At 65.8% G+C, this 13,408-nt stretch carries 11 protein-coding genes; 7 read left to right on the top strand and 4 right to left on the bottom strand.

The features are described 5' to 3' along the window. Nucleotides 1–180 precede the first annotated feature (180 nt). The 3 genes from dnaE (at nucleotide 181) to ACZK5G_RS07115 (ending at nucleotide 5,778) form a co-directional block, all read left to right on the top strand. Complete coding sequence (dnaE, locus tag ACZK5G_RS07125) at nucleotides 181–3,771, top strand: DNA polymerase III subunit alpha (RefSeq protein ID WP_478465845.1); 3,591 nt, start codon at nucleotides 181–183, stop codon at nucleotides 3,769–3,771. A gap of 64 nt (nucleotides 3,772–3,835) precedes the next feature. Continuing rightward, nucleotides 3,836–4,705 carry a hypothetical protein gene (locus ACZK5G_RS07120; protein ID WP_478465844.1) on the top strand — a complete coding sequence of 290 codons (870 nt, stop codon included), beginning with the start codon at nucleotides 3,836–3,838 and terminating at the stop codon, nucleotides 4,703–4,705. A 113-nt stretch (nucleotides 4,706–4,818) separates the two neighbouring features. Next, entirely contained in the window at nucleotides 4,819–5,778 is a 960-nt protein-coding gene (locus ACZK5G_RS07115; RefSeq protein ID WP_032128332.1) for an acetyl-CoA carboxylase carboxyltransferase subunit alpha, read from the top strand. Between the two features lie 313 nt (nucleotides 5,779–6,091). Here the strand turns inward: ACZK5G_RS07115 and ACZK5G_RS07110 are convergent, their stop codons facing one another. Then, a complete protein-coding gene (locus ACZK5G_RS07110; protein WP_478465842.1) occupies nucleotides 6,092–6,547 on the bottom strand; it encodes a CopD family protein in 456 nt (151 codons plus the stop codon). Between the two features lie 149 nt (nucleotides 6,548–6,696). Here ACZK5G_RS07110 and ACZK5G_RS07105 point away from each other — a divergent pair, with 149 nt between their 5' ends. Beyond that, the gene (locus ACZK5G_RS07105; protein WP_032128334.1) at nucleotides 6,697–7,287 is read left to right on the top strand and encodes a class I SAM-dependent DNA methyltransferase; all 591 of its coding nucleotides are present in this window, start codon (nucleotides 6,697–6,699) and stop codon (nucleotides 7,285–7,287) included. A 92-nt stretch (nucleotides 7,288–7,379) separates the two neighbouring features. After that, on the top strand, nucleotides 7,380–8,687 hold the full coding sequence (locus ACZK5G_RS07100; RefSeq protein WP_478465840.1) for a polyhydroxyalkanoate depolymerase: 1,308 nt from the start codon (nucleotides 7,380–7,382) through the stop codon (nucleotides 8,685–8,687). Between the two features lie 151 nt (nucleotides 8,688–8,838). Here the strand turns inward: ACZK5G_RS07100 and ACZK5G_RS07095 are convergent, their stop codons facing one another. Then, nucleotides 8,839–9,828 (bottom strand): sensor domain-containing protein, encoded by a 990-nt coding sequence (locus ACZK5G_RS07095; RefSeq protein WP_478465838.1) that lies wholly within the window; start codon nucleotides 9,826–9,828, stop codon nucleotides 8,839–8,841. Beyond that, nucleotides 9,825–10,190, bottom strand: coding sequence for a PadR family transcriptional regulator (locus ACZK5G_RS07090; RefSeq protein WP_032128337.1), 366 nt, complete (start codon nucleotides 10,188–10,190; stop codon nucleotides 9,825–9,827). Before ACZK5G_RS07090 ends, ACZK5G_RS07095 begins: the two co-directional genes overlap by 4 nt. Nucleotides 10,191–10,409: 219 nt before the next feature. Between ACZK5G_RS07090 and ACZK5G_RS07085 the strand changes: the two genes are divergently transcribed. Both ACZK5G_RS07085 and ACZK5G_RS07080 read left to right on the top strand, forming a co-directional pair. Continuing rightward, the gene (locus tag ACZK5G_RS07085) at nucleotides 10,410–10,883 is read left to right on the top strand and encodes a hypothetical protein (RefSeq protein ID WP_369352683.1); all 474 of its coding nucleotides are present in this window, start codon (nucleotides 10,410–10,412) and stop codon (nucleotides 10,881–10,883) included. A gap of 131 nt (nucleotides 10,884–11,014) precedes the next feature. Continuing rightward, a complete protein-coding gene (locus ACZK5G_RS07080; RefSeq protein ID WP_478465836.1) occupies nucleotides 11,015–11,917 on the top strand; it encodes a peptidylprolyl isomerase in 903 nt (300 codons plus the stop codon). A 562-nt stretch (nucleotides 11,918–12,479) separates the two neighbouring features. On the opposite strand, the gene ACZK5G_RS07075 is transcribed toward ACZK5G_RS07080, so the two are convergent. Beyond that, nucleotides 12,480–13,352, bottom strand: a complete 873-nt coding sequence (locus ACZK5G_RS07075) for a DMT family transporter (RefSeq protein WP_032128339.1) — start codon at nucleotides 13,350–13,352, stop codon at nucleotides 12,480–12,482. Between the last annotated feature and the right edge of the window lie 56 nt (nucleotides 13,353–13,408).

Raw genomic sequence — 13,408 nt, 5'->3', positions numbered from 1 at the left:
ATGTGAACGCCTCCGCTGGCGCCGGGCCATGCCCGGCGACATTCGCGCAATCGGCGCACCGTCAAGTCCTTGTCGCTTCCCCCTGCCCTCGCTACCCTGACCGGGCACTCCAGCGCATCCCGACCCCGGCGACGATCTTCCGTCAGCACCCGGGGCCCGCGCGCTCCAACCTGGTCCGGCATGTCCAACTCCCGCTTCGTACATCTCCACGTCCACACCGAGTTCTCGCTGGCGGACTCGACCATCCGCGTGCCGGCCAAGCCCGACCAGGCGGACCCGAAGAAGGCCAAGCAGGCCAACCTGCTGTCGCGCTCGGTCGAGCTCGGGCTGCCCGCGCTGGCGGTGACCGACCTCAACAACCTGTTCGCGCTGGTCAAGTTCTACAAGGCCGCCGAAGGCGTGGGCATCAAGCCGATCGCCGGCGCCGACGTGCTGATCGCCGAGGAAGGCCAGGACCCGTGGCGGATGACCCTGCTGTGCCGCGACCGTGAGGGCTACCTGAGCCTGTCGCGCCTGCTGACCCGCGCCTGGATGGAAGGCCATCGCCCGGAAGGCGGCGTGGCAATCCACCCGGACTGGCTGAAGGCCGGCAACGCCAACCTTTTCGCGCTGGCCGGCCGGCAGAGCCTGGCCGGGCGCCTGGCGTTGGACGGCAAGCATGAACTGGCCGAGCAGCAGCTGGCCGACTGGCAACGCGTGTTCGGCGACGGCCTGCACCTGGAGCTGACCCGCACCGGCCGCGAGGGCGAAGAAACCTTCAACCAGTTCGCGCTGATGGCCGCAGGCCAGCGTGGCCTGCCGGTGGTGGCCAGCAACGACGTACGCTTCCTGTCGCCGACGGATTTCAGCGCGCACGAAGCGCGCGTATGCATTTCCACCGGCCGCGTGCTGGACGATCCCAAGCGCCCGCGCGAGTACAGCGACCAGCAGTACCTGAAGTCGGCCGAGGAGATGTGTGCGCTGTTCGCCGACATCCCCGATGCGATCGACAACACGCTGGCGCTGGCCGAGCGCTGCAACATCGAGATGCGGCTGGGCACCTACTTCCTGCCCAACTACCCGGTGCCGGACGACGAGACCCTGGACACCTGGATCCAGAAGATGTCGCGCGATGGCCTGGAAGAGCGCCTGGAGAAGAATCCACTGGCGCCGGGCAAGACCCGCGAAGAGTATTTCGAGCGCCTGGAGTTCGAGCTCAACACCATCATCAAGATGGGCTTCCCGGGCTACTTCCTGATCGTGGCCGACTTCATCCAGTGGGGCAAGAACCAGGGCATTCCGATCGGCCCCGGCCGCGGTTCGGGTGCCGGTTCGCTGGTGGCCTGGGCGCTGAAGATCACCGATCTGGACCCGCTGCCGTACAACCTGCTGTTCGAGCGCTTCCTCAATCCCGAACGCGTGTCGATGCCCGACTTCGACATCGACTTCTGCATGGATCGCCGCGACGAAGTGATCGACTACGTCGCACGCAAGTACGGGCGCGAGCGCGTCAGCCAGATCATCACCTACGGCACCATGGCCGCCAAGGCGGTGGTGCGCGACTCCGGCCGCGTGCTCGGTTTCCCGTACGGCCTGGTCGACGGCGTCTCCAAGCTGATCCCGAACATCCTCGGCATCCACCTGAAGGATGCGCTGGGCAAGGGCAAGGAAGGCCCGGGCTCGGAAATGGCCTCGGCCGAACTGATCCAGCGCTACGAGACCGAGGACGATGTCCGCGACCTGATCGATCTGGCGCTGCAGCTGGAAGACCTGACCCGCAACGCCGGCAAGCACGCCGGTGGCGTGGTGATCGGGCCCGAACCGCTGAGCGAGTTCTGCCCGCTGTACGCCGAACACGACGAGAATGGCCTCGGCAAGAACCCGGTCACCCAGTTCGACAAGAACGACGTGGAAGAAGTGGGCCTGGTGAAGTTCGACTTCCTCGGCCTGCGCACGCTGACCATCATCGACTGGGCGGTGAAGGCGATCAACAAGCGCCATGAGCGCGCCGGCATTCCGCCGGTGGACATCGCCGCGATCCCGCTGGACGACACGCCCACCTACAAGGACATCTTTGCCAACGGCAATACCGGCGCGGTGTTCCAGTTCGAATCCTCGGGCATGCGCCGCCTGCTGAAGGACGCGCGCCCCGACCGTTTCGAAGACCTGATCGCGCTGGTGTCGCTGTACCGCCCCGGCCCGATGGACCTGATTCCGTCCTTCAACGCGCGTAAGCACGGCCAGGAAGAAATCATCTATCCCGATCCGCGCACCGAAGCGATCCTGAAGGACACCTACGGCATCATGGTGTACCAGGAGCAGGTGATGCAGATGGCGCAGATCGTCGGCGGCTACTCGCTGGGCGGCGCCGACCTGCTGCGCCGCGCGATGGGCAAGAAGGTGCCGGCCGAAATGGCCAAGCACCGCGAGATCTTCCGCGAAGGTGCGGCCAAGGACGGTGTGGACGAGGCCAAGGCCGACGCGATCTTCGACCTGATGGAGAAGTTCGCCGGCTACGGCTTCAACAAGTCGCACGCCGCTGCCTACGCGCTGGTCAGCTACCAGACCGCATGGCTGAAGCGCCATTACCCGGCCGAGTTCATGGCGGCCACGCTGTCCTCGGACCTGGACAACACCGAGAAGGTGGTCGGCTTCCTCGACGAGGTGCGCAACCTCGGCCTGACCGTGCTGCCGCCGAAGGTGAACCACTCCGCCTTCATGTTCGAAGCCGTGACCCCGGACACCATCCAGTACGGGCTTGGCGCGATCAAGGGCGTCGGCCAGGGTGCCTGCGAGGCCGTCGTGGACGAACGCCTGAAGGGTGGCGACTACAAGGACCTGCTCGACTTCTGCACCCGCGTCGGCTCGGCCAAGCTCAACCGGCGCACGCTGGAAGCGATGATCAACTGCGGCGCACTGGACGAGCTCGGCCACAACCGCGCGTCCCTGATGCTGCAACTGCCGGAAGTGATCAAGGCCACCGACCAGATGGCGCGCGAACGTGCGTCCGGGCAGAACTCGCTGTTCGGCGGCCCCGACCCGAGCGCGACCACGATCCAGCTGGATCTGCCTGAAGCCGAGGAATGGCCGCTGCTGCAGCGCCTGAACGGCGAGCGCGACACGCTGGGCTTCTACCTCAGCGGCCACCCGTTCGATCCCTGGCGCGACGATGTGCGCGACCTGGTCGGCAACGACCTGGGCTCGGTGGAGAAGATCTGGAGCGCCAACAGTGGCGGCGGCGGCGGCGGCGAGAAGCGCTGGCGCCCGGAAGTACAGACCGTGCTGGCCGGCCAGGTGGTCGGCGTGCGCCGCAAGGGCGAGAGCCAGATCTTCATCCAGCTCGAGGATGGCCGCGGCCGCGTCGAGTGCAGCGCATTCTCCGACGCGATGGCCGAGTTCGGCCACCTGATGACCAAGGACCGCATCCTGGTGGTCAAGGGCGGCCTGCGCGAGGACGAATTCAACGGCGGCTTCGCGCTGCGCATCCGCCAGTGCTGGGACTTCGACGAAGTCTGCGCCAACTACGCCACGCGCCTGTCGCTGCGCCTGGACCTGCGCCAGCAGCGCCCGGTCTGGGAGCGCATCGATGCGCTGCTCGACCGCCATCGCCCGGGGCGAACGCCACTGCGCCTGGACCTGCTGCTGAAGGGACCGCACGGCGGTGTCGCCGGCATGCTCGATGTCTCCGGGCAGAGCGCGGTACGCATCGACTCCAAGCTGATGGAGGCGCTGCGCGCCGACCCGGCCGTGCGCACCCTGAAGGTGCGCTACAGCCCGCCGTGGGCCAGCTGAAGCTGGCTCCCTAGTTTTGCTGAAACCCCTGCTTTCCCGTTCCATGTATCAAGGACGATTGCCGATGAAGACCCTGCTGTTCCCGTTCGCCGCCGCGCTGGCCCTGGCCGCCTGTTCGCCCTCGAAGGTCGAGTTCCAGATCGACAACCCGACCGACACGCCGCTGGCACTGAGCATCGATGGCAAGGACCTGCCGGTGGCCGCACAGGGCTCGCGCCCGATTTCGCTGGCCGTCGGCGAGCATCGCCTGCATACCGACAAGCTCGGTGATGTGCGCTTCATCGTCTACGTCGACGGTCGTGGTGGCCTGATCAACCCAACCCTGAGCGAGTACGTGATCGCCCGCGAGATCTACGTCACCGACGAGAGCAAGCTGAAGAACTTCGGCACCGGCAAGGCCGGCATCGAGCTGGGCGGCGTCGACTTCGAAGGCCCGTTCGAGAAGCGCCACGACCTGTTCATCGACAAGACCTGGACCTACGGCGTGCGCGAGCCCTTCCCGAAGGAAAAGGTGGTGGCCCACGTCGACGCCAGTGGTGGCCAGATCGTGGCCAAGGTGTTCACCGCGCCGGACTTCATCGCTTACGTGGAAGAAGGCATGGGCGAGCCCGGTGCGTTCAAGCGCGAGCAGCCGGCCGGCTACGTGGCCCCGGCGTTCAGCCTGGAACCGGCCCCGGCCAGCCTGCCGGCGCTGGTGCCGGCCTTCGAGGCGCATGCCGCGCCGCTGCGTGAGGTCTATGCGCGCTGGCTGAAGGCCACCACCGCCGATGAACAGAAGGCCCTGCGCAAGCAGGACTTCGCCGCGCAGATGGCCTTCACCTCGGCCACCGCCACCCTGGGCAGCGGGCTGGGCCGGGAGGCCAACGAGGCCTACAACGACTTCGTTTCCCAGCGCAGCCAGCTGATGGGCCGCAGCGCCCTGGTGGTGCCCTGAGCTGACTGGCGCCCCCTGCCCGGCTGCGCTACCGTCGCCTTCCAGACGAAGGCGTACGGGTGGTTTGCACGCATTCGGCTAGAATTCCCCTCTTCTTTACACGACGGCTTCCGATGAATCCGAACTACCTCGACTTCGAGCAACCCATCGCCGACCTGGAAGCCAAGATCCAGGAACTGCGCAACGCCAGTGCCGGGCCGGCGGTCAATGTCGAGGCGGAAGTGCACGCGCTGCAGGACAAGCTGCGCATGCGCACCGCGCAGATCTTCCGCAACCTGACCTCGTGGCAGGTGCTGCAGCTGGCCCGTCATCCGTCGCGCCCGTACACCGCAGACTACCTCCGCGTCATGTTCGATGAGTTCCAGGAGCTGGCCGGCGACCGTGCCTTCGCCGACGACAAGGCGATCATGGGCGGCCTGGCACGCATCAACGGCCGTGCGGTGATGGTGATCGGCCACCAGAAGGGCCGTGACACCAAGGAAAAGATCAAGCGCAACTTCGGCATGCCCAAGCCGGAGGGCTACCGCAAGGCCCTGCGCCTGATGAAGATGGCCGAGCGCTTCGGCCTGCCGGTGCTGACCCTGATCGACACCGCCGGCGCCTGGCCGGGCATCGATGCCGAATCGCGTGGTCAGTCCGAAGCGATCGCACGCAACCTGATCGAGATGGCCGAACTGAAGGTGCCGATCATCTGCACCGTGATCGGTGAAGGTGGCTCCGGCGGCGCGCTGGCGCTGGGCGTGGGCGACCGCACCGTGATGCTGGAGTACTCGGTGTACTCGACCATCACCCCGGAAGGCTGCGCCTCGATCCTGTGGAAGGATGCCGGCAAGGCCAAGGATGCCGCCGAACAGCTGGGCCTGACCGCCCCGCGCCTGAAGAGCCTGGGCCTGGTCGACAAGGTCGTGCGCGAGCCGACCGGCGGCGCCCACCGCAACCCGACGCAGATGGCCAAGCGCCTGAAGGCGGTGCTGCTGAACGAGCTGGACGCGCTGGACAAGCTGTCCACCGAGCAGCTGCTGGAACAGCGCTACGCCCGCCTGCGCAGCTACGGCACGTACGAAGCGGCCTGATTCATCGGCTTGTTACTTTCTTGCTCGTGCAAGAAAGTAACCAAAGAACACGCCGCCGAACGCGAGCCGGTGCCTTGCACCGGTTCCCTGCGCTTCTCGGTGAATCAGGGGACGGCGCCGAACTCGCTGCGCTCAAACATCGGCGCCTCTTCGCCCCTGTTTCACCTGCGATGCTCGGCTCGCTCATGGCGGACCTGAACATCAAAAGCCACAGCTGCACCCAGTAGATCCACGCCACGCGTGGATGCCTCTGCTTTGGCGAAGAATCACGCGAACCCGTAGAGCCAAGCATGGCTCTACGGATAGCGGGATCTCAGAACGGCTTGGCCAGCACCAGCCACACGATCGGGATGAAGGCCAGCAGCGGGATCTCATTGATCCAGCGCAGCGCGCGCGACGACGGCAGCGCCCTGCCCTGGGCCACGCCCTTGAGCAGGCGCCCGATCCAGCTGAAGTACACCAGCAGCAGCACCACCAGCCCCAGCTTGGCATGCAGCCAACCGGCACCGCCCGAGGCAACCATCGTCGGGAAATCCGGAATGACCTTGTAGCCCAGCCACAGCACCAGGCCCAGCAGGAACGCCAGGCCGAACATCGAGTGGCCGAAACGGTACAGGCGCAGGCCCATCAGCTGCAGGCGCTCGGTCACCGCCGGTTGGCCTGCGGTCTCGGCCAGATTCACCAGGATGCGCGGCAGGTAGAACACCGTGGCCATCCACGCCACCACGAACACGATGTGGAAGGTCTTGACCCAGTAGTAGCTCTGCATGCGCTCGCTCCGGCGGCTGGCGTAGGTTGGCGGCCATTCTCGCATGCCGTGGCAAGGCCGCCGCAGGCACGCACGCCGCGACACATCGACGCATGGCACGCCGCAACGCCGTACGATAAGCGCCGTTTTCCCCGATCGTGCACCGCCCCATGGACAAGACCTACGACGCCGCCTACTTCCAACGCTGGTACCGACGTGCCGACATCGGTGGCAGCGCCCGCCTGGCACGCAAGGTGGCATTGGCTGTGGCCAGCGCCGAGTACTACCTGGAGCGACCGATCCGCAGCGTGCTGGATATCGGCTGCGGCGAAGGCGCCTGGCGCGCGCCGCTGCTGAAGCTGCGTCCGAAGGTCGAATACCTCGGCTTCGACAGCAGCGAGTACGCTGTGCGCCGCTACGGCCGCACCCGCAACCTGCACCTGGCCCGCTTCGGTGATTTCGCCTGGCTGCGGCCCTGCGCCCCGGTCGACCTGCTGATCTGCTCGGACGTGATGCACTACGTGCCCGACCGTGAGCTGCGTGCCGGACTGGCCGGCGTGGCGGAGCTGACCGGCGGCGTGGCCTTCCTGGAGACCTTCGCCGCCGAGGACGCGTTCGAGGGCGACCACGAGGGTTTCCAGGCCCGCCCGGCGCGCTGGTACCGGCGGACGCTGGCCCGGCACGGTCTGCAGCCGGTAGGGTCGCATTGCTGGCTCGGTCCCGCTCTGGCAGGCGATGCGGCCGCGCTGGAACGGATGTGAATCCGGATTCATTATTTTCAGCCAACTTAACCTGCGGGACACCCGGATGGGATATGCTGCGCGGCAACATATGACCATACATTTCGGTCGTCATGCTCTATCAACTGCACGAACTGACCCGCAACCTGCTCGCCCCCTGGGTGCACCAGGCCCAGGCCAACGCCAGGTTCTTCGCCAACCAGGGCCACTGGTGGTCGCAGATGCCCGGCGCTGATCGCCTGGCGGCGGTCAATGAACTCTTCCATCGCATCGGCAAGGATTACGAGAAGCCCGAGTGGGGCATCAACGAAATCGACGTCGAGGGCGAGCGCGTGCCGATCGTCGTGCACGAGGAAGTGAGCAAGCCGTTCTGCAAGCTGCTGCGCTTCAAGCGCCACAGCAATGAAGCCGACCAGCTGCACACCATGCTCAACCAGCCGTTCGTGCTGGTGGTGGCGCCGCTGTCCGGCCACCACGCCACGCTGCTGCGCGATACCGTGCGCACCCTGCTGCGCGACCACCGCGTGTACGTCACCGACTGGGTCGATGCGCGCATGGTGCCGTCCAGCGAAGGCGAGTTCGGCCTGGACGACTACATTGCCTACATCCAGGAGTTCATCCGCCACCTCGGCGTGGAGCGCCTGCACGTGGTCAGCGTGTGCCAGCCGACCGTGCCGGTGCTGGCGGCAGTTTCGCTGATGGCCAGCCGTGGCGAACCGACGCCGCGCACGCTGGTGATGATGGGTGGCCCGATCGATGCACGCTGCAGCCCGACCGCAGTGAACAACCTGGCCACGCAGAACCCGCTGTCGTGGTTCGAGAACAACGTCATCCACACCGTGCCGGCCAGCTATCCCGGCGCCGGCCGTCGCGTGTACCCGGGCTTCCTGCAGCACGCCGGGTTCCTGTCGATGAACCCGAGCCGCCACTTCAGCTCGCACTGGGATTTCTACACCGACCTGGTCAAGGGCGACCTGGAAGACGCCGACGCGCACCGTCGTTTCTACGACGAGTACAACGCGGTGCTGGACATGCCGGCCAAGTACTACCTGGATACCATTTCCGTGGTGTTCCAGGACTTCCTGCTGCCGCGTGGCGAGTGGGTGGTCAACGGTGAGAAGGTCGATCCGTCGGCGATCCGCGACACCGCGCTGCTGAGCATCGAGGGTGAGCTGGACGACATCGCCGGCCTCGGCCAAACCGAAGCGGCGCAGGCGCTGTGCACCGGCATCGACGCGGACCGTCGCGAGCATTTCATCGTTGAAGGCGCCGGCCACTACGGCATCTTCAGCGGCCGTCGCTGGCGCGAAGTGGTGTACCCGAAGGTGCGCGATTTCTTCGCCGCGCATGCCGAAGCACCGGCGGCGAAGGTCACGAAGAAGAAGAGCAACGTCACCCCGTTGCGGCGAAAGGCGGGGTAACTCGGCCCTGGTGGGCACCGACCTTGGTCGGTACGCCCTGGTAGATGCCAACCTTGGTTGGCGCTCTACCATGAATCCCGGTATCTGAAGGATTGTGCCAACCAAGGTTGGCACCTACCAGAGCGAAGCCTACCGAAGCGTGGATTCCCGCTTACAGCCGTACGAGCAGGTTCTTGGCGATCAGCCCGTGCAGCTTGCCGATGCCGCGTGCCAGGTGCATCGTCAGCACCAGCAGCAGCGCGCCCGCCGCAGCAACCGCGATTGCCACCAGCGGCGAGGCCGCCATCGGCAGTACGTTCACGTCGTTGATGTACACGCCGGGGATGTCGCCACTGAAGATCGCCGCGACCGGCGCCCAGATCAGGCTCAGCGACAGCGACAGCAGCGTCACCGCGATGGTGAAGTAGATCACGCCCAGCGGCAGCATCAGCACGAAGTACAGCAGGGTCAGCCAGGTGCGGCCGTCGGTGAACATGTCGCCGATGCGCTGCAGCCACGTGCGGCTGCGGTCGGTGTAACGCGGACGACGTGGCATGCGCTCGCCCAGCAGCGCTTCCACCAGCCGCCCTTCCAGCAGCGCCAGCCCGCGCACCGAACCGAAGAACAGCACGGTCAGCGGGATGCCGATGATCAGGATCAGCAGGCCCAGCGACAGCGACAGGCCGGTCACCACCCAGGTGAAGAAGAAGGTGCCGGTGGCCAGCGACAGCAGCATGTAGAACAGCGCGCCGTAGGTATGTGGATCGGTCACCACACCGAAGAGGCGCGTCAGCAGCGAGCGCGGCACCGGCACCGGCGGCGGTGCGGCCGGCTCGACGCCACTGGCTTCCGCCGCAGCACGCAGCACCGGCGCGGTATCCGCACGTGGTGTGCGCAACGCGCGATTCACCGTCACTTCGGTCTCGCGGTAGATCTCGGCCACTTCGTCCGGCGCGCCATAGCTGCCGGCGACGTCAGCGATCACCTCGGCCTCGCTGCGGCCGGGCTGCGCGGCCAACTCCGAACGCAGGTACTCCTCGGCGTCGTACAGCGCGTCCTGCACCATCGCCGGGTCGGCGCCTTCCAGCGCCGCGCGCAGCTGCGCCAGGTACTGCGGGATGGTCGTGGGCAGGGCTCGGCCTGCCAGGCTCGGGTCGTTCATTGTGGTACCCCCTCCAACACGGAATCGACGGAATCGCGTGTGGCCTGCCAGGCCTGGCGCCATTGCGCCAACACCTCGCGGCCACGTTCATTGATGCGGTAGTAGCGCCGCGGCGGCCCGCTGCTGGACGGCTCCACATGGCTTTCCAGCAGGCCAGCGCCCTCCAGATTGCGCAGCACCGGGTACAGCGCGCTCTGCTTGCCGCTCAGCACGCCCTCGCCCACCCGCTCCAGCTCCTTGGCGATCAGGTAGCCGTACAGCGGCTCCCCGGCCCGGGCCAGCACCGCCAGCAGGGCCAGCGACACCGTTCCGGCGCTGAGCTCCTTCTGGAACTTCTTCAGCTGGACATCGTCCTCGGACATGACCGGCCCTCCACTACGTTGAAGTCCACAGTAGTGCGAAGTTCGGTATAGCGAATGTGTCGTTAGTCACTCTGCCGGTTGGGGGCGTTGGATCCCATTGGCTAGCCCTCCTTTCCCGTCCGCTTGCCCCGGCGCGAATGCGAGCATACGGTCGCCTGCCGACAGTGCAGCAGCTGACCGAGCTTCTGTAAGCGCCACCATAAACCGAAGCATTCACCCATGACTGAGCTCCACTATTGCGACTCTTGGTTCGCCGCGAAGAAGTTCGCACAGAACATAATCAGTGAACCCCAAGCCAGGTTGAGGCATGAAAAGCGTGCCTCGTACACCGTTCTCATTGGCTCGCCAATCACCCCATCAGCGTTTATTGAAGTGCTGCTGGACAAAGAAATGATTGGCGTCGACTTTCTTGATGAACATCTAAGGGAACGCCTGACCTACCAGTTCCACGAGGTAAAGCCAGGAATGCTCTTCCTGAGCATGGCCGTGTACCGGGAGTTCGCTGAAACGAGTGACAACGTTGTTGAAGGAACCAGCTATCACTTCAAAGAAGATGGTCGACTTACCATAATCAAGGAGACTTTCTCCCCACATCATCTGGAAGAGTCTTCAAGCGTTTTTGACCCTGCCAGCAACTACGAACCGGTTCCATCCTTTGGTTGTTACTCTAGTCTGATCTCGGAAGAACGATAGATGCTTCTGATAAGTCGATGAGATCGCTCGGCAGGCGGTGCGCAGACTGACGCAATTGTCCTGTAGTGCCGCTTTGCGATTCGGTGTGTCGTCACGCAGAATCGAAGCCTCGTTCATGTTCCGGGGTTCCCATGCCGCACCGCCGTCGCCTTGCCCTGACCGCCCTCGCCCTGTCCTGCCTGCTGCCCGTCCTGGCCGGCGCGGCCACGCCCTACCGCAGTCCGCAGCAGATTCTTGATGCTTCGGCGGCCAGCGACTGGCGCACCCCGGACCCGGCCAACCTGCTGTACATGGACCTGCCGACCGGTCGGGTGATCATCGAGCTGGCGCCGCAGTTCGCCCCACGCCATGTCGCCAACATCCAGACTTTCGCCCACGAGCACTTCTGGAACGGCACCAGCATCTACCGTTCGCAGGACAACTTCGTGGTGCAGTTCGGCGATGCCGACGCCGATGATGCGGCCAAGGCAAAGCCGTTCGGCAGTGCCGCGCGCAAGCTGCCGGCCGAGTTCGAACGTGCCAGTGCCGGCCTGAAGGTCAGCGTGCTGCCGGACCGCGATGGCTGGGCCGCGCAGACCGGTTTCGTCGACGGCTTCCCGGTCGGCCAGGACCCACAGGCCGGCAAGGCCTGGCTGGCGCACTGCTACGGCATGCTCGGCGCGGGCCGCAGCAACGAGGAAGACAGCAGCATCGGCGCCGAACTGTACGTGGTGACCGGCCAGTCGCCGCGCCAGCTGGACCGCAACATCACCCTGGTCGGTCGCGTGTTGAAGGGCATGGAACTGCTCAGTGCAACCCCGCGCGGCCCGGCGCCGATGGGCTTCTACACCGACCCGAAGCTGCGTACGCCGATCGTGTCGATCCGCCGCGCCAGCGACGTGCCGGCGGCCGAGCGCACGCCGATCCAGGTGCTGCGCACTGATTCAAAGACGTTCGCCGATACGGTCGAAGCGCGACGCAATCGTGTGGACGATTTCTACAAGCGCCCGGCGGGGCATATCGATCTTTGCAATATTCCGGTGCCGGTGCGGTGATGGTTTCCGCACGTTACGCGTGCTGAAGGCGCTTCATCGTTCATGGGCGTTACTTTTCTTTGTACGCAAAGAAAAGTAACCAAAAGAAACGTTCCGCCGGCCGCGAGCCGGTGCTACGCACCGGTGCCCTGCGCTCCTCGGCCCGTCGAGGGACGGCGCGGGAACTCGCTGCGCTCAGACACCCGCGCCTCTTCGCCCTCGCCGGACCTGCGGTGCTCGGCTCGCTCAAGGCGGACTGGAAGGTCAAGATCAACGGCAAAGGCATCCACGCATGGCGTGGATCTACTGGGTGCAGCTGCGGTCTTTGATCTTGGGTCCGCCTTGAGCGAGCCGAGCATCGCAGGGGAATCAGGGGCGAAGAGGTGCCGATGTCTGAGCGCAGCGAGTTCGGCACCGTCCCCTGATTCACCGAGAAGCGCAGGGGACCGACGTGCGAAGCACGGCGGCTCGCGACCTGGCGGCGCGTTTCTTTTGGTTACTTTTCTTTTCGCGCGAAAAGAAAAGTGACGCCCATGAACGATGAAGCACCTTCAGCACGCGCCACGCGCAAAACGCCAACGCATCAGCCCTTCTGACTCACCGCCACACTACCCAGAATCAACGCACCCGCAATCAGCATCTGCAGCGTCACCGGCTCACCCAGGAACAACCACGCGAACGCCGCGCCGAACAGCGGAATCAGATAGGTCACGGTCGACGCACGCGACGGGCCGATACGGCCGATCAAACGATAGAACATCAGGAACGCCAGGCCGGTACAGGCCACGCCCAGGGCAATCGCCGCGCCCCACGCCTTGGCCGGAATCGCCGCCTGCGGCCAGTGGCTGACCGCCATCGGCAGCATCCACAGCGAAGCACAGGACAGCGTTGCCGCCGCAGCAGCCGCCGACGGCAGCCCGGTCATGTGCCGCTTCACCAGGTTCACGCCCAGGCCGTACAGCAGCGAGGCCGCCGCACCGGCCAGCACCGCGGTGCCGATGCTCAGGCCGGAGACCTTGGCCGTGGCCAGCACCACCACGCCGGCGAAGCCGACCAGCAGCGCGCCCGCACGGCGCATGCCGATCTTCTCGCCGAAGAACAGGAAGGCGATCAGCGCGGCGAACAGCACCGTCATGGCATTGCAGATCGCACCGATCGCGGCCGGTGCCTGTTCGGCGGCATAGGCGAACAGCACGAACGGCAGCGCCGAGTTGATCAGGCCGATCGGTGCCAGCCACAGCCAGCGCCGCGGCGGGAACTGCGCGCGGGCGCGCCACAGGAACGGCAGCAGCACCAGCGCGCCCAGCACCAGCCGCACCTCGACCAGCGCGAACGGGCCGAACGACGGCACCGCCACCCGCATGAACAGGAACGAGCAGCCCCAGATGGCGCCCAGCAGGGTCAATTCCAGCGGCGTGCGCCAGTCGCGCTCGGCCGCCTGTGGGACCGCATTCATGCCCTGCCTCCGTCCATCGTCTGTTCCTCGCCAAGGCAGACAGGATCGGCCGCAGA

It is taken from the genome of Stenotrophomonas sp. 62841_Sma (assembly GCF_056482945.1).
The sequence above is the reverse complement of the archived record's forward strand: the minus strand, read 5'-3'. Positions and strand labels throughout refer to the sequence as shown.